This window comes from Arthrobacter sp. ISL-95 (assembly GCF_018613695.1).
Taxonomy (GTDB): domain Bacteria; phylum Actinomycetota; class Actinomycetes; order Actinomycetales; family Micrococcaceae; genus Arthrobacter.
The window spans coordinates 67,592-83,127 of record NZ_JAGGPR010000007.1; the positions used below are offsets into that span (position 1 = coordinate 67,592).

Sequence of the window (15,536 nt, forward strand, 5' to 3'; positions counted from 1 at the left end):
CGGTTACACCCTACCCTAACGTTAGGTTAGAGTATAAGGCGGAGCCTTTCACCCGGACCGGCCATGCAGGGAGTATTTTGACGATCACCACCCAAGCAGCGCAGGCTGCTGAGCCGAGGGTCCGAACGCGCTTCCGGCCCGAGGTCGAAGGGCTGCGTGCCGTCGCCCTGCTCATCGTCGTTCTCTATCACGTCTGGCTCGGCCGGGTTTCCGGTGGTGTCGACGTCTTCCTGCTGGTCTCGGCATTCCTGCTCACGGTGTCCTTCACGGAACGGGTGGGTTCCGGGGAACCGTTCGCGCTGCGGCGGTACTGGGTGAGGGTTTTCAGTCGACTGGTTCCGCCAGCGGTGATTGTGCTGCTGGCCACTTTGGCTGCAGGGGCTGCCTTTTTCCCGCAGGTCCGCTGGGGAGAACTGATTGACCATGCATGGGCGTCGTTGTTCTACGTGCAGAATTGGGCGATGGCGTTTGGTGCCGTGGATTACCACGCCGCCCAAGCAGCCACTGCAAGCCCCTTCCAGCACTTTTGGTCACTATCGATTCAGGGTCAGGTTTTCATCCTCTGGCCCCTCCTGCTGCTGGGGACACAGGCTGCTGCTCGCCTGACAGGGGCATCATTCCGGACCCTCGCCACCATCTTGTTCGGGACGGTCTTCGCTCTCTCACTGACGTTTTCAATCCAGGAAACAGCGGCCAACCAGTCCTTTGCCTACTTCGACACCCGAGCCCGGCTGTGGGAATTCGCTCTGGGATCGTTGCTGGCCCTAGCGCTTCCCTGGCTTCGACCAGGAAAAGTCCTGCGGGTTGTCCTGGGATGGGTGGGCCTGGCGGCGATCCTCCTCTGCGGCGCAGCAATCCAGGTGGACAACCAGTTTCCCGGCTGGGTAGCCCTCATCCCGACTCTGGGCGCGGCCATGGTCATCACCGCAGCCCGGACCGGCCATCGCATGGGAGCAGACAGGTTTCTGACCGCCACGCCGGTGCGCCGACTCGGTGGGATCTCCTACGCCTTGTACCTGTGGCACTGGCCAATACTGATCGGCTACCTGGTCCTTGCCGAGACGGGCGAAGTCACGGCGGTGGCGGGTTGCTTGATTATTGGGGTCTCAGCCCTCCTCGCCTGGCTGACCACCTGGCTGGTGGAACGGCCCCTACGTTCATGGGGCTGGATGAACCGGCGTAAACGCCGCAGCGCCGGGATCACGATCGCCCTGACGATCGCCGTTGCCATCCCCTTGGGCGGCTGGGAAACCCGTATAGGACTTACTGAACGAGAACTCCAAACACAGGCAACGCGCCTTAACCCCGGCGCCGCTGCGCTGGAACCGGACTTCGCCCTGCAGGACCTGCCCGAGGCGCCGCTTATCCCGGCTGAAACGGCACTGGATGAGGAATGGGGAACGGCTGGGCCGGCCTGCATCCCCGGCTATGCTCCCATAAGTTCAGCGCTGGAGTCCTGCCAGCAGATCGAGCCCGACGCCGGCGTCGCCAAAACCATCGTCGTGATCGGCGACTCGCATGCACAACAGCTCATGCCAGCCTTGGTTCCCATAGCCCGTGAGAACAATTGGAGACTCATCTCCCTGCTGAAGAACGCGTGCCGGTACGGCGCCGATTCGTCCGCGCGCAATCAAGAGTGCAACGACCGGAATGATGCCGCCAAAGAGTACGTCCTTGCCCTCGGTCCGGACGCTGTGCTGACCCATGGAACCCTGAGCTACCCAGGAAAAACCCCGGGAAGGGCTTGTCCCCGGATACGAGGAAGGCATTCGGCCCTTCCTTGAGGCCGGCATCGAAGTCGTGGCGGTGCGCGACAACCCGCGGTTTCCGTTCCACATGTTCGCCTGCGTCGGGCTTTATGGCCAGAATTCCGCTGAATGCAATCCCGCCCGATCCGAGGTCCTGCTCACAGGGAATCCCCTGGATGAACTGTCAGCGCGCGAACCTCTGCTGCATTCCGTGGACCTCACTGACAGCATCTGCACCGCCACCGCCTGCCCGGCCGTGGTGGGAAATGTCTACGTCTACCGCGACCACGACCACCTCAACAAAAGCTACGTCGAAACCATGAGGCCTGCCATGGAGCGTGGTGTGCTGGCCGCCACCGGGTGGGGCAGCGGAGGCCCGGCCCAAAAACACCCGGCGTCACCTCCATTAACCGAAGTCAAGGAGCCAGAGTGAAATCCCCTGAGACCGTTTCCCACAATAACCTGCTCGACCTCGGCGGCGCCGCGGAAGCCGCTAGTATTCCTGCCGATTCCATCCGGCATTTGGTCGCTCTAAGGATCATCAAACCCATCGAACACGATCCTGTGGATGGTCCCCTTTTCAGCATGGAGCAAACCCCGTTGTTGGAAATTCTCAACGCCATGAGCGTGCTGAACTTCCGTCTCGAGGAGATGCGCGACATGGTCCGTGTCGTGGAAACACTTGGCCGTTTCCCGGCGTCCGAAAGCGCCGGGCGATACCGGATCCGGCTCGGCCTGTTCGCTGAGGCCCTTCAACGACGGCCGGTGGTCACGACCGAGCAACAGAGATCCAAAAACACCCTGGTCCACGCGCTCGTCTCCCGATACACCTGGCTCAACGCCTAACGGAGCCGGACAAAGCCCTGGAACCCTGAGTGCGCGCCGGGCAGAGGAGTCAACTTTCTCCCGGCACGCACTCACAGCCTCAGACGCTCTTGCCCATCAACTCAATAAACTCATCAGCCTGCGCAAGGTTCCGGGCCATCTTGGCCCTCTGCGCGGTGGCCTGGTCCATGAACTCAGAAAGCCGGGCCGCCCCCACTCGGCCGTTCGCCGAGTCCTGGTCCGCCAGAATGCCCAGAATTTCAGCCATCTCCTCAAGGGTGAAACCCAAAGGTTTCATCTGCTTGATCAACGTCAGGCGTTCTACATCGTTCACCGCGTAGACACGGAAGCCACCCTCCGTGCGGCTCGTGGCCGGAAGCAACCCCACCTCGTCATAGTGACGGATGGTCCGCAGAGACAGCCCGGTCCTTTCAGCAAGTTCTCCAATATGCATCGTGCGGCTGCTGGTCCGTTCCGTCATGAAGACCTCCATCATGGGCTGGGCACAAACTCTACCACGACGTTAGGGTAGAATTCAGTGCGGGTTCGAACTTAAAGCCTAGTTCCTGCAGCCCGCACAGGGCGCCTCAACGCCCCCGACCTTCTTCGAAAAACCGAAGGCACCGCCGTGTCTTCACGACCATGAATGGAACCAGCAATGGCCGTCAAAACCGCCACGGACGCCCCGGCGTATACCCCGGAGCAGCTGCAGTCTGTTCGGGAAACCCTGAAGTCCCCACGCCGTCTCAAGACTGAGGTCCTCGCCGGGCTTGTCGTTGCCCTGGCGCTGATCCCGGAGGCGATCGCTTTCTCGATCATCGCCGGCGTGGATCCCCGGATCGGGCTGTTTGCGTCCTTCACGATGGCCGTTACGATCGCCTTTGTCGGTGGCCGGCCCGCCATGATCTCAGCGGCGACCGGCGCGATCGCCCTGGTGATTGCCCCGCTGGTGAAGTCCCACGGTGTGGACTATTTCATCGCCGCCGTGATCCTGGCTGGTATCTTCCAGATCATCCTGGGCTTGTCCGGGGTTGCGAAACTCATGCGGTTCATTCCCCGCTCTGTCATGGTCGGATTCGTCAACGCCCTTGCCATCCTGATCTTCATGTCTCAGGTCCCGGAACTCCTCGGCGTACCGTGGCTCGTCTACCCCCTCGTGGTGCTCGGTCTGGTCATTGTCTTCGGCCTTCCCAAGCTCACCAAAGCCGTCCCGGCACCACTGGTAGCGATCGTCGTGCTGACCCTCATCACCGTCCTGGCATCCGTGGCCGTCCCCACCGTCGGCGATAAAGGGGAACTGCCCAGCTCGCTGCCGACGCTGTTCATCCCCAATGTTCCGTTCAGCCTCGAGACCCTGCAGGTCATCTTCCCGTTTGCCCTCGCCATGGCTTTCGTAGGTCTCCTCGAATCCCTGATGACAGCCAAGCTCGTCGATGACGTCACCGACACCCGATCCCACAAGACCCGCGAAGCCTGGGGACAAGGTGTGGCGAACATCGTTACAGGCTTTACCGGCGGCATGGGCGGCTGCGCCATGATCGGTCAGACCATGATCAACGTCAAAGCCTCCGGCGCCCGCACCCGCATCTCCACCTTCCTCGCCGGCGTTTTCCTGCTCATCCTCGTCGTCGCACTCGGCGACATCGTCTCGCTGATCCCCATGGCCGCCCTGGTCGCGGTAATGATCTTCGTTTCCTGGGCCACCTTCGACTGGCACAGCATCAACCCCCGCACCCTGAAAATGATGCCCAAAAGCGAAACCACCGTCATGGTCGCCACAGTCGCCGTCGTTGTCGCCACCCACAATCTCGCCATCGGCGTGGGCGTTGGCGTGATCGTGGCCATGGTGATGTTCGCCCGCCGGGTAGCGCACTTCGTCACCGTCGAACGCACCATCAAGACCATCAACGGCGTCGAGACAGCGACCTATGTGGTGGACGGAGAACTGTTCTTCGCCTCCTCTAACGACCTCTACACCCAGTTCGAATACGCCCACGACCCTGAGAAAGTCGTCATCGACATGCACGCCTCCCATCTCTGGGACGCCTCCACGATCGCGGCCCTGGATTCCATAACGGAAAAGTACCATCGGCACGGCAAAGACGTGACTATCGTTGGACTCAACGACGCCAGCGTTCTCATGCGTCAGCGCCTCGGCGGGAAACTCGGCGCAGGCCACTAACCCTCTGCTCCCAATAAGCGGGTCCCTTTCCGATGGGAAGGGGCCCGCTTCGTTCTAAAACAGGGAAGGAGTTCAGGGGCGGTGCTCTTGCTGGTAGACGTCCGGGATGCCGTCTTCGTCGGAATCGACTGCTTCTTCGGCTTCGGCGATGCGGTACTGCCGGTTCCGGGTACTTAACACGATGGATGCCAGAATTGCTGCGATCAGGGAAGCGGCCAGAATTCCGACCTTCGCGTGATCATCGTGGATGCTGCCCTGCCCGAAGCTCAGTTCGGCCACCAACAGGGAAACAGTAAAGCCGATACCGGCCAGAAGGGAAACACCCGCAACATCGATCCACTTAAAGGACTTGTCCAAGGACGCCCTGGTGACTTTGGTGAGGACCCACATCGTCCCAAGAATGCCCACCGGCTTACCCAAAACAAGCGCAAGAATGATACCTATGGCCACGGAATCCGTCAGCGCCGAACCCAGACCGTCCCATCCTCCGATGGCGACGCCCGCGGAGAAGAACGCGAAGACCGGCACCGCGATACCGGCGGAAATGGGCCGGAACCGATGCTCGAAGATCTCCGAAAGTCCGGGGCCCGCTTCGGGTCCACCGCTTGCTTTGGAACGGATAACAGGGATCGCGAACCCGAGAAGCACGCCTGCAACCGTAGCGTGAATACCCGAGGCATGGACCAGGGCCCACACAATAATGCCGAGGGGCAGCAAGATCAGCCACGCAGCGATCGGTTTGGTTCCGAAGAAACGGCGGTACCTTTGGGCCAGGAACGTATAAGCTGCCAGCGGGATCAGGGCGAACAGCAGTGGAGTTATCTGGATGTCGGTGGTGTAGAAGACAGCGATGATGGTGATGGCGATCAAGTCATCCACCACGGCCAAAGTCAGCAGGAAGATCCGCAGGGCGCTCGGCAGATGGGAACCAATTATCGCAAGCACGGCCACAGCGAAAGCGATGTCGGTGGCTGTGGGAATCGCCCAGCCGCGCAAGGCTTCCGGGCTGGAAGCGTTGATGACGGCATAGATGACCGCCGGAATGACCACGCCGCCCGCTGCCGCGGCAATGGGGACCACTGACTTGCTGAACTGGCGTAGGTCCCCGGCCACGAATTCGCGTTTGAGCTCCAGGCCCACCAGGAAGAAGAAGATGGCCAGAAGGCCATCGGCCGCCCACGCGCCCAGGCTCAGTTCCAGATGCCACGGCTCGTAACCGATCTTGAAGTCCCCTAAAGCGAAGTAGCTCTCCGCAGCAGGGGAGTTGGCCCAGATGAGCGCAATGAGCGCGCCGGCAACCAGCAACGCGCCGCCCACAGTTTCCTTCCGGAGGATCGCGCCAATGCGAAGCGACTCGGAGTAGCTTCCGCGTCCAAGAATGGAGAAAAGGGGCTGGCCGGAGGGGTTCTTACTCATAAAAAGGTGTCCTATGCGTTGGGTCGACAAAACTATGCCGACCAGACTTCCCGGCGCACCTTCACTCAGTCTACCGAGCACATCATCTCAGCAGGCGCAGTACTTCTCGTCGGCATATACGCACCCTCCTCACCGCACCGTAATCCCCGCGAGTTAGCCACCCGAGCTTGACAAGGCCCAGTGAAGGTAGCCTCACTGAAGCACGTGAACACCAGTGGCTCGGCGAAGTCAGCGCAAATGAAGAAAGCCTCGTTCATCTGCGCTGACGGCGAGAAGAGACGTCCCGAAACCCTGTAAATGATTGATCCGCGGCCAGCAAGTGCCATCCTCGTTGGTAGAGGCTACCCAAAATGTGGCTTGGTGCGATGCGAGTCCCGGCTATCCTTCACCTGCAGAGAAGATGGTGCGGTGCCAAGGCTTGGCGGCAACGCCGGTGAGATCGAACATGACGTGCTTGACCACGGTGTATTCGTCGAAGGAGTAGGTGGACATGTCCTTGCCGAAACCGGATTCCTTGAATCCGCCGTGGGGCATTTCACTGATGATCGGGATGTGGTCGTTGACCCAGACTGCTCCTGCGCGGATTTCGCGGGTGGCGCGGAGGGCGCGGTAGACGTCCTTGGTCCAGGCCGACGCGGCAAGGCCGTACGGGGTGTCATTGGCGAGTTTGATCGCTTCATCATCAGTGTCGAAAGGGGTAACCGCGAGGACCGGGCCAAAGACTTCATCACGGAAGATCTCGCTGTCTGACGTGGCGTCCGCCACCAAGGTGGGTCGGTAGTAGGAGCCGGAGGCGAGGTCGCCGTCGGGTATCCCGCCGCCGAAGACCCGGGCGTAGCCGCGGGCGCGCTCCACCATCTCCGCTACCTTGTCCCGGTGAGTTTCGGAGACGAGCGGGCCAAGATCGGTATTTGGGTCCTGGGTGGGGCCAAGTTTGACGTTGGCGTAGAGATCAGCGATCCCGGAGATGAATTGTTCGTAGAGCGAGCGGTGCACGATCGCGCGGGTTGCCGCCGTGCAGTCCTGTCCGGTGTTGATCAGGGATCCGGCCACGGCGCCGTGGATGGCGGCTTTCAGGTCGGCGTCGTCGAACACCACGAAGGGTGCCTTGCCGCCGAGTTCCAAGTGGACGCGCTTGGCGGTAGTTGCGGCGGCGTCAAGGACCGTGCGGCCCACGCCGGTGGAACCGGTGAAGGAAAGCATGTCAACGTCAGGGTGGCGGAGCAGTTCGGCGCCGACCGTGGAGCCGCGGCCGGTCAGGATATTTACGACGCCGGCCGGCAGTCCCGCTTGGGTCGCCACTTCGGCGAACAGCAGGGAGGTCAACGGGGTGATCTCGGCAGGTTTAAGGAGGATGGTGTTGCCGGCGGCGATGGCGGGCAGGATCTTCCAGGCGGCCATCTGCAGCGGGTAGTTCCACGGTGAGATGGAGGCGATGACGCCGATCGCCTCGCGGCGGATGGAGGAGGTGTGGTCCGCGGAGTATTCGGCAGTGGCTTTGCCTTCGAGGTTTCGGGCGGCGCCTGCGAAGAACGCGATGTTGTCGATGGTTCCGGGGACGTCGAATTCGGGTTCCGGGGACGTCGAATTCGCGGGTCAGGCGGATGGGCTTGCCGGCCTGTCGGGATTCGAGTTGTGCGAATTCCTCGGCGCGCTCTTCCATGAGCGCAACGAACTTGGTCAGCACGGCGGAGCGTTCGGCCGGAGTGGCGCGGGACCAAGCCAGGAAAGCGTCGCGGGCGGCCTGGACGGCCAGCTTGACGTCGTCGCTGCCCGCCATGGTGAGGGTGTCCACCACGGTCCCGTTGGATGGATCGATGACGTCAACTCTTTCACCGGTGGTGCCTTCGACGAGCTTGCCGTTAATGTACTGGCTCACTACTCCTGCTTTCTGTTGGGGGGCGGTCGCGACAGTATTCTGCTGCTGCGCGCGTTGGGGTTGCGGCCGTTGTGGTGTGCTGCTGCTGAAGACTTAGGTAGCTGCCTGGGATGAGACAGTCATGGAGAGATTGTCGACGGCCTGTCGTGAACTATTTCTGTGCCCAGGCTTCGAATGCGTCGGCCTTCTCGAATAGCCGGCGTGTGCCAGCGTCGGGGACAATCCACAGGATTGATCCGTCAGGCATGACAGCGTCCACTACCCCGGCGCAGACGAGTAAGTTCCCGTAGCGGATCTCGGCTTGCCGGCCCGGGAGGGAAGCCCAGTCATCGACAGTAACCAGCCCCGCGTCGTAGGCCCCTGAGAGCGCTTCGATCGAGATGGCGTCGAGATATGCAAGTTCAGTCACTGTCGTCACCGTCTTCTTTTGCAGACAGAATGTATAGCTTTCGAAGCGGTGAATCTCTCATTGTCCAGCGGGTACGCATGCCCTCGGTGAGCCTGACTACGGAGCCCGTTTGGAGTTCGATGGATGGCAACGAGGGGGAGACGAACTCTAGCGTTCCGGATCCGCTGAGCACGACGAATACCTCGTCAGCTTCTATATCCTTCATGCGTCCTGCTGACATTTCCCAGAGGCCTAGTTCGGCTCCGAAGCAAACATCCAGTACTCGGCTGCCTGTTGTCGCAGCCGGATCAATTTGCTGCCAAGGTTCAACGGGCTGATGGTCGAGGGCATGGGTGTTTGCATTGACATGCATCCCGGCAGATAACCTACTCATGAGTCGAACCCGATGCCGACGGCTTCCGCTGCTTTGATGAGGAGCCCGTCCTTCACGTTGTTGGCGTCCGATCTTTCGATGGCGCGTCTCATAATCTGGATGAGGGGATAGGCGAGAGGCTCCGGGGGCACGGTATTGGCTTTGACCGTACGAGTTTCAGGCCGGTCAGTTCAGTTTCCTCGCCGCTGAGAAGATCGAGCATCACTTTGGCTCCGAAGCGTGTGGACGCGACGCCCAGACCGGTGAATCCGGCGCTGTAGGCGACCTTTCCACCGAAAGCACGTCCCTGGAAGGCCGTGAGTCGGGTGCACATATCTATCGCCCCGCCCCAGGCGTGGGTGAACTTGACGTCAAGTTGGGGAAAGGTCGTGAAGAAGTGGTCTGCGAGCAGCTCGAAAGTTTGTTCCCTTTGGTCGTACTCGCTGAGAACGTGACCGCCCCGGTGGTAAACGGCGTCGTATCCTCCGAAGAGCACGCGGTTGTCTTTGGTTTTTCGGTAGTAATGGAACTGTCGTGCGGAGTCCGTGATCCCAAAGCGTCCGGCCCAGAGTGGTGCCTGACCGCCTGAACGGTCGGCGCGTGAGTCCCGGGGGTATGGCACCGGGAGCGTGCGGGGTGGTCGGTGTTCGTTACAGATCGGATGGTTGTGGGTTCGCTGTCACCGGTTCTACGGCGTCCGAACGAAGCTGGAGTTCCTGGGCCATCTGGGCATGCGACCTCGCATTGATGTTCCAGAACAGCAGGGCAGCGCCCGAGAGGAGCATGATTCCCGCCGGCACCCAGGTTTGCAGAGCCACGATGGCGTCGATAACCAGCGGGGTTGGTTCAGCGGTTGGATCGAATCCGACAGTCTGGAGAACCGCGCCGATGGTCATCGCAGCGAAGGCCCCCGAGGCGCCGATGACAAGGCTGAACCATCCCAGAATCACAGCAGTTTTGTCCTCGCCGAGCCGCAATTGAGTCACTTCCCGGAGATCGTAGATCATCGCGTAGCTGCAGCTGAGAACCAAGGAGTTGCAGACACCGAAAGCGGCTGTAATGACGGCACCGGCGAGGTAGCCTTCCAAGCCCACGACCAGCATGGTGAGGCTGGCGGCCACGAACACGCCCATGCCGATAAAGACCGCCGTGCGCTTGCCGACTTTCTTGGCCAGCATATTCCCGGGAATGACTGCGATTAGCGTAGTGACGGTGGAGACGACGAAGAGAGTCGAGGCCACACCCTCTGACAGCCCGAGGACAAAAACACCCAGATAGATCAGGGAGCCAGCCAGAACCGCGTTGGCGAAGAAGTAGACCAAACCCCATATGAGAACCGCCCAAACGGGCTGGATCGTAAAGACGCTCAAGGCGGAGCGAATGGACTGTGGTGTGGATTCGACAGAAGCTGCGTGCGTCACAGTCGCGGTCTCCCTGCTGCGGGTCACCCGCCAAGCGATCACTCCGAACAAGGCGCCGGGGACTGCGCAGCAGAGAATGACAGCGACGGACCACGCTGTTGTCTGTGACATGAGACCGTTTAGGGCCGCTTGAACCTGTACCACCATGGTTCCGCCTACTAGAACTGAGACATACAGGATGGCGGTACAAATGCTGCGGATGGTTGTGCGCTGGTTGTAGTCCGTCGTCAACGATGCCCCCAGGGCATCGTAGGGAACGAGGAATGCGTAGTAGGTGAGGGCGAACAGCAGCGCGATAACGAGGTAGTAGATTCCGGTGGCTTCACCGAGATCGACGCTGGTGAAGAGCAGAGTCAGAAGGACCATCGCTGGGACCACGGTGCTGATCATGAATGGCCGGCGCCTGCCAAAGCGTGATCGGCTCCTGTCGGAGAAGTAGCCGATGACGGGGCTGGCGATGGCTCCGACCAAGAGTGCCGATCCGCCGATCGCCCCTGCCACTGCCGGGCTGATACCAGCGACCGTGGATAAGTAATAAATGAGATAGAAGCCGAAGAGGTTCTCTCCTACCCGCATCATCGAACCTAGGCCGTAGCCCCAGCCCATCTTCTTACTTGTTTCCATGAGGGACCTTGCTTTCTGTTTTGGTAGGACCCTTGCCGGCTGAGGCTTGCACCAGAATCACGTCGTCAGCGTTTCCGCCGCACCTGGCCAACAGTTTTGGGGATCCTGATCTACGTGCTGATTTGTGTGCCGGGTCTATACGTCGCCCTGGTGACGATGCAAATTGACGGGTGGGGATCGGTCTTGTGGCACTTGTCCCTTTTGGTCGGCGTAGTCGCCCTCCATTGGGTATTGCTGTCCACGGTGAATGGGTACAGGCCGGTCAATAAGGGAGAAGCACTCAGCGAAACCGGCAGCCTGTGGCATTTGACCCGGAGCGCGGCACTCCTGGAACAGGTGAGGCGCCACGGGCGCGTCACCATCTCGCCATCACGTTGCCGGCCGATGGCCCGCATGTTCAACCGGGCTCGCCCGCTGGCAATCCCGCGGCGCGCGGTGTATGTCTTCTCGGCGATGCCAGAGCAGCAGCACGTTCGTCAAAATGTTTCCCAAAGCCAGATGGTTGGGCTATTGGTGCTGGATGCCAGGGCCGTTAAGGGCGATGTGTACGGGCGGTCCCGCGATGGTGCGCTGGCCTTGCTTGAGGGATATGACGGGCCGGCCGAAGTCCTGCTTCGTCGTTGAGATCCTCGCGTATCCGATCTCCATGGGGTGAACCGTACCGAAAGTTATCTCAGCAACAGCGGCTTGCCGCAGGACTTTTGGGACTACCTGCGGGACATTCAATGTTGCGCTGGATCCCGGCGGATTCTTGTCATCTTCAAAAGCTGACTGTACTGAATGATGCTCCTATAGTTGTCAAGCGCTGGTCTGGGATTGTTCGTCCAGCCATACGCGGTAGCGGCTGGCAAGGTCGTGTTCCCGGGAGGTGCCGCGTTCTATGCGCGAGATGGCGGTGGGCCAAACGCTGAAGTGCTGGGCGGCTGCGGCCTGGGTGATGTGAAGCGCCAGCCGCCGTGGTCGCAGGTCGTTGGTGGCGGGAGCAGGCCTGGGGTTTTGCAGCACCCGATAGATTTCTCGGGCGACGTAGCGCTTGAGGCAGCGCATGATCTCGCGTTTGCTCTTGCCGTCCTTTGTGCGTTTGGCGACGTAGTCCTTGGTGCGCTGGTCGGTGCACATGCGTGCCAGCACGATGTGGTGGATCGCGGCGTTCGCGGCTCTATCGCCGCCACGGGAGAGGCGATGGCGGGTTGTTTTCCCTGAGGAAGCGGGGATCGGGGCAACACCGGCAAGGGCTGCGAATTGGGCTTCGCTGCCGAGGCGTTCGGGGTTGTCGCCGATGGTGACCAGTAGCTGGCTCACGGCGGTGCCGACGCCGGTGACGTGGGTAAGAGCCGGCGCGTTCTCGCTGATGATCCGGGCCAGATCGGTGTCGCAGTCTTCGGTTTCGGTGGTGAGGTGCTGGTGGCGACGGGCCAGTCTCTTGAGCGTGATCGCTGTTGCCACGGCAGGGTCAGCTGTGTCGCTGTCCGGGCGCAAGGCAGCCATCGCTTTCAGCCGTGCGGGTGTTGTTTGGGCCCGGTATTTGGCACGTATGGCCTCCGGCGCGGCCACCAGGATGCCGCTGATCTGCGTCAGCACAGCAGTCCTGTCCTTGATCGCGCTTGTCCTTGCCGTCCGCAGGACACGCAAGGCCTCGACATATCCGTCCCGCGCTTTTGGTGTTGATGTGCCTCGTCCGGCCAATACCGATTCGGCGGCCTGGTATGCGTCGAGCGGGTCGGACTTTCCGCGCAACCGGCGGGACTGCCGGTTGGTCCGGTTGACCTCTACGACCTCAAAGCCTTCTATGGCCAGAACGCGGGCCAGCCCGGCTCCGTAACTGCCGGTGCCTTCGATTCCGACGGCGATGACTGGCCCGAACTGGGTGATGTACCCAATGATGGCCCGGTAGCCGGATCCGGTGGCCACGAATTTCTCGTCGGCCAGATGTGTCCCATGCTGACTAATTAGGGCTACATGGTGGGTATCGGCATGAGTATCGACACCGGCGATGACTCTGATGAGGTCATTTGTCATGATGGAACTGGCTCCTCGACTTCCGCGCAGCAGCGTTGTGATGGGGCTCGCGTCGACCAGGTGGGCAGACAAGACGGTGATGGGACTTCTCGTCAAGCTCCTATGAAGTCATGTCCGCCTGGCCGACACGTCTGTTACAGACCGTGGCGCGGCGGACGGATCATTCAAAAGACAGTTTCAGGAAACGTCAGTCAGAAGTAGAGTCACGCCGCCCCACGACCTAATAACACCATCACCATCAGAAGCCGACTGCACTGCGATTGTGTGTTCGTAAACGGACCGGCTGACGGGCGGCCAAGGGGTCACCCGTTGGTTTCAGAAGTCGTTGCACTGCTGGATTTTGGGTTGGGCCGCTATTTGGCGGCTTCGCTGAGCTTCTGCCGGAATTCCTGCTCGCTGTTTAGGATGAGTTTCTCGCCGTTGAGAAAGAAGGTGGGGGTGCCGGTCACGCCCAGGGCGGTGCCGTCTGTGACGTCTTTGCGGATCCGGTCTTTGGTCTTGTCATCGGCCACGGCTGCGTCGTAGGCGCTCATGTCCAATCCCAGGTCCTGGGCGAAAGTTCTGAGCACGGCTGCCTTGGAGTCTTGTCTTTCGCCCCACTGCGGCTGGGTTTTGAACATTTTGGCGTACATCTCGGTTGACGAAGGTGATCCGGTCCCCGTATTCCTTTTTCAGCTCCTGCACGAGGGGTTCGGCGGCACGGCAAGACTCGCATTCGAAGTCCAGGAATTCCACCAGCTGCGCTTTCTCGGTTGTCGGGGACGTCACCCGGTGGCTGTCTTCACGGACCAGCTGCGCATCCGCTGCGGGCTGTGCCGCCGGAGGTGTCGGCTTGGTCGAGGTGAAGACCGCGTACCAGATCAGGCCTGCCGCGACGATGGCAGCCAGTAGGATCCAGATGGCCGCGCGGATTTTTCTTGCAGTGTCGGCTGGTTTCGGGGCGGGCGCTGTTGTTGTGCTGTGTCATCAGTGCGGCAAGCTTTCCTGGTCGCGGTGGGCGGCTGGTTCGATCTGGAAAGTGGAGTGTTCGACGCTGACGTCGAAGTGTTCGGCCACGCAGCGCTGCTGGTCCGTCAGCATGGTGGCGTGCCCGTCGGTCATACCTGGAGACGCGCGGGCTGTCCGGCCCGGACTGCTGGTCCTCATGCCTCTGCGGCACTCCCACGCACGGCGGCGCGGAGCAACCCGGTCGAGGGAAGCCGGGCCATGGTGTCCTCCGAGGCGTATACGCGGCAGCTCAGGGCCGGGGCTGACAGGGCGGGGAACAAGTCCTGCCCGTTCACTATGAACGATGGTGAACCGTGGAAATTCAGTGCCTCGGCCTCGGCCTCGGAGGTAACCTCGCGCACGAGGAGGTCCCCAGCGTCTCGTCCTTCGGCTGCCAGGGCCTGACGGAACAGTTCCAGGGCCGGCCCGCTGTTCGGGCAGCCAGGGATGGTGCGCAGTTCGTAGTCCATGGCTCAGCCGTCCCTGGGCCCCAGCGAGAGGTTGCGCGTCTTTGGCTCCGGACTTGAATCCGAACCACAGCCTTCGCAGCAGCCGCGCGCCTCGGCCGACTCAGCGTCCAGCTTCGGGGTTGTGCGCGGGTCAGGGCCTGTTTGGCTTTCGTCCTGGCTCACGTCTGCGTGCGTTTCAGCGATAGCGCAGCAATCGTCCGTTACGGCGGCGGGCAGGTCGTGGCTGTGCGGGACGGTGCAGCAGACATCGCCGCGCCAGGCGTTGATGCCTTCGCGGACGGCGATCACCGCGATGATCAGGGCTGCGCCGGCGTCTGCCCACCACCAGCCCAACGTGCTGTTCAGCACCAGTCCTACCAGCAAAACCGCGGAGAGGTAGGTGCACAGCAGGGTCTGCTTGGAGTCCGCTACCGCGGTCTTGGATCCGAGTTCCCGTCCGGCCCGGCGCTGAAGCCAGGAAAGTACCGGCATGATGGCCAGGCTCAGGGTCGCGATTACGATGCCCGGTGTCGAGTGCTGCGCTTCGCCGCCGCCGGTCAGGGACCGAACGGAATCCACCGTGACGAACGCCGCGAGGGCGAAGAAGGAGAAGGCAATGATCCGCAGGGTCAGGTGTTCGCGCCGTTCGGGGTCCTTGGCGGAGAACTGCCACGACAGGGCGAGTGCGGACGCGACCTCGATCACCGAGTCGAGTCCAAAACCGATCAGCGCCGAGGAGTCCGCGACATTCCCGGCCCAAAGGGCCACGACGGCCTCGACGATGTTATAGGTGATGGTCGCGGCCGCGAACAGCCGGATCCGCCGACTCAGGACGGCGCGCCGGGAGGCGGTGAGGGTACTCTGCAGTGCCGTGGTCATACCAGGCATGACCCGTCCGGAGCGCAGCAGGCGGGGTCAACGGCCAGCACCACGCTGAGCAAGTCGGTGATGGCGTGGCCAAGTCGGGCGTCGGCGAGTTCGTACCGGCTCCGCCGGCCATCCGGGACAGCCACCACCAGACCGCAGCCGCGAAGACAGGTCAGGTGGTTGGACATACTCTGCCGTGAGACCCCGAGGGAAACGGCCAGATCCGAGGGGTAGGCGGAATCGGTGGCCAGCGCCAGGAGGATCCGTGCCCGGGTCGGATCCGAGACAGCGTAGCCGAAGCGGGCCAGCACCGGGGCGTGGGTGAGGGTTTCCATAAAACTAAAGTACAGCTCTAGGT

Annotated in this window: 16 protein-coding genes and 3 pseudogenes; 5 read left to right on the forward strand and 14 right to left on the reverse strand. The window is 61.6% G+C overall.

Going from position 1 to position 15,536, the window contains the following annotated elements:
* Positions 1–77 precede the first annotated feature (77 nt).
* Genes J7I86_RS11730 through J7I86_RS11735 form a run of 3 tightly spaced genes read left to right on the forward strand, consistent with a single transcriptional unit; the run spans position 78 to position 2,594 of the window.
* A complete protein-coding gene (locus J7I86_RS11730; protein WP_286179697.1) occupies positions 78–1,784 on the forward strand; it encodes an acyltransferase family protein in 1,707 nt (568 codons plus the stop codon).
* 22 nt (positions 1,785–1,806) lie between these two features.
* Complete coding sequence (locus J7I86_RS22835) at positions 1,807–2,181, forward strand: SGNH hydrolase domain-containing protein (protein ID WP_396019868.1); 375 nt, start codon at positions 1,807–1,809, stop codon at positions 2,179–2,181.
* Positions 2,178–2,594, forward strand: a complete 417-nt coding sequence (locus J7I86_RS11735) for a hypothetical protein (RefSeq protein ID WP_214820021.1) — start codon at positions 2,178–2,180, stop codon at positions 2,592–2,594. The genes J7I86_RS22835 and J7I86_RS11735 overlap by 4 nt, the downstream gene beginning before the upstream one ends.
* 79 nt (positions 2,595–2,673) lie before the next feature.
* Here the strand turns inward: J7I86_RS11735 and J7I86_RS11740 are convergent, their stop codons facing one another.
* Positions 2,674–3,054: a MerR family transcriptional regulator gene (locus tag J7I86_RS11740; protein ID WP_214820023.1), complete on the reverse strand. Its 381-nt coding sequence runs from the start codon at positions 3,052–3,054 to the stop codon at positions 2,674–2,676.
* A 177-nt stretch (positions 3,055–3,231) separates the two neighbouring features.
* Here J7I86_RS11740 and J7I86_RS11745 point away from each other — a divergent pair, with 177 nt between their 5' ends.
* Entirely contained in the window at positions 3,232–4,755 is a 1,524-nt protein-coding gene (locus J7I86_RS11745; protein ID WP_214820025.1) for a SulP family inorganic anion transporter, read from the forward strand.
* A gap of 72 nt (positions 4,756–4,827) precedes the next feature.
* On the opposite strand, the gene nhaA is transcribed toward J7I86_RS11745, so the two are convergent.
* The 7 genes and pseudogenes from nhaA to J7I86_RS11775 all read right to left on the reverse strand — a co-directional run bounded on the left by nhaA (position 4,828) and on the right by J7I86_RS11775 (position 10,856).
* On the reverse strand, positions 4,828–6,171 hold the full coding sequence (gene nhaA / locus J7I86_RS11750) for a Na+/H+ antiporter NhaA (RefSeq protein ID WP_214820027.1): 1,344 nt from the start codon (positions 6,169–6,171) through the stop codon (positions 4,828–4,830).
* A gap of 378 nt (positions 6,172–6,549) precedes the next feature.
* Complete coding sequence (locus tag J7I86_RS11755) at positions 6,550–7,719, reverse strand: aldehyde dehydrogenase family protein (RefSeq protein ID WP_309476724.1); 1,170 nt, start codon at positions 7,717–7,719, stop codon at positions 6,550–6,552.
* An 88-nt stretch (positions 7,720–7,807) separates the two neighbouring features.
* A pseudogene (locus tag J7I86_RS23115) lies at positions 7,808–8,050 on the reverse strand (aldehyde dehydrogenase family protein); the annotation flags it as partial.
* A 151-nt stretch (positions 8,051–8,201) separates the two neighbouring features.
* Positions 8,202–8,459 (reverse strand): hypothetical protein, encoded by a 258-nt coding sequence (locus tag J7I86_RS11760; RefSeq protein WP_214820029.1) that lies wholly within the window; start codon positions 8,457–8,459, stop codon positions 8,202–8,204.
* A complete protein-coding gene (locus tag J7I86_RS11765; RefSeq protein WP_309476715.1) occupies positions 8,452–8,832 on the reverse strand; it encodes a cupin domain-containing protein in 381 nt (126 codons plus the stop codon). The genes J7I86_RS11760 and J7I86_RS11765 overlap by 8 nt, the downstream gene beginning before the upstream one ends.
* 88 nt (positions 8,833–8,920) lie before the next feature.
* Entirely contained in the window at positions 8,921–9,433 is a 513-nt protein-coding gene (locus tag J7I86_RS11770) for an FAD-dependent oxidoreductase (RefSeq protein ID WP_396019869.1), read from the reverse strand.
* Positions 9,434–9,461: 28 nt separating this feature from the next.
* Entirely contained in the window at positions 9,462–10,856 is a 1,395-nt protein-coding gene (locus J7I86_RS11775; protein WP_214820034.1) for an MFS transporter, read from the reverse strand.
* A gap of 96 nt (positions 10,857–10,952) precedes the next feature.
* Between J7I86_RS11775 and J7I86_RS11780 the strand changes: the two genes are divergently transcribed.
* On the forward strand, positions 10,953–11,480 hold the full coding sequence (locus J7I86_RS11780; protein ID WP_286179698.1) for a hypothetical protein: 528 nt from the start codon (positions 10,953–10,955) through the stop codon (positions 11,478–11,480).
* Between the two features lie 174 nt (positions 11,481–11,654).
* Here J7I86_RS11780 and J7I86_RS11785 read toward each other — a convergent pair whose 3' ends face one another.
* From J7I86_RS11785 to J7I86_RS11810, 6 genes and pseudogenes are all read right to left on the reverse strand, one after another.
* Positions 11,655–12,875, reverse strand: a complete 1,221-nt coding sequence (locus J7I86_RS11785) for an IS110 family transposase (RefSeq protein WP_214820036.1) — start codon at positions 12,873–12,875, stop codon at positions 11,655–11,657.
* Positions 12,876–13,228: 353 nt separating this feature from the next.
* Positions 13,229–13,787 (reverse strand): annotated as a pseudogene (locus J7I86_RS11790) (DsbA family protein).
* A 54-nt stretch (positions 13,788–13,841) separates the two neighbouring features.
* Positions 13,842–13,976: pseudogene (locus tag J7I86_RS11795) on the reverse strand (cation transporter); the annotation flags it as partial.
* Between the two features lie 41 nt (positions 13,977–14,017).
* Complete coding sequence (locus J7I86_RS11800; protein WP_214820038.1) at positions 14,018–14,332, reverse strand: DsbA family protein; 315 nt, start codon at positions 14,330–14,332, stop codon at positions 14,018–14,020.
* A gap of 3 nt (positions 14,333–14,335) precedes the next feature.
* A complete protein-coding gene (locus tag J7I86_RS11805) occupies positions 14,336–15,190 on the reverse strand; it encodes a cation transporter (protein WP_214820142.1) in 855 nt (284 codons plus the stop codon).
* On the reverse strand, positions 15,187–15,513 hold the full coding sequence (locus tag J7I86_RS11810; protein ID WP_214820040.1) for a helix-turn-helix transcriptional regulator: 327 nt from the start codon (positions 15,511–15,513) through the stop codon (positions 15,187–15,189). Before J7I86_RS11810 ends, J7I86_RS11805 begins: the two co-directional genes overlap by 4 nt.
* Between the last annotated feature and the right edge of the window lie 23 nt (positions 15,514–15,536).

Bases quoted from the DNA above. Each gene is read 5' to 3' on its own strand.
- J7I86_RS11805 (WP_214820142.1), bottom strand. From the start codon at position 15,190: ATGACCACGGCACTGCAGAGTACCCTCACCGCCTCCCGGCGCGCCGTC.
- J7I86_RS11775 (WP_214820034.1), bottom strand. From the start codon at position 10,856: ATGGAAACAAGTAAGAAGATGGGCTGGGGCTACGGCCTAGGTTCGATG.
- J7I86_RS11810 (WP_214820040.1), bottom strand. From the start codon at position 15,513: ATGGAAACCCTCACCCACGCCCCGGTGCTGGCCCGCTTCGGCTACGCT.
- J7I86_RS11785 (WP_214820036.1), bottom strand. From the start codon at position 12,875: ATGACAAATGACCTCATCAGAGTCATCGCCGGTGTCGATACTCATGCC.
- J7I86_RS11800 (WP_214820038.1), bottom strand. From the start codon at position 14,332: ATGGACTACGAACTGCGCACCATCCCTGGCTGCCCGAACAGCGGGCCG.
- nhaA (WP_214820027.1), bottom strand. From the start codon at position 6,171: ATGAGTAAGAACCCCTCCGGCCAGCCCCTTTTCTCCATTCTTGGACGC.
- J7I86_RS11745 (WP_214820025.1), top strand. From the start codon at position 3,232: ATGGCCGTCAAAACCGCCACGGACGCCCCGGCGTATACCCCGGAGCAG.
- J7I86_RS11740 (WP_214820023.1), bottom strand. From the start codon at position 3,054: ATGACGGAACGGACCAGCAGCCGCACGATGCATATTGGAGAACTTGCT.
- J7I86_RS11765 (WP_309476715.1), bottom strand. From the start codon at position 8,832: ATGAGTAGGTTATCTGCCGGGATGCATGTCAATGCAAACACCCATGCC.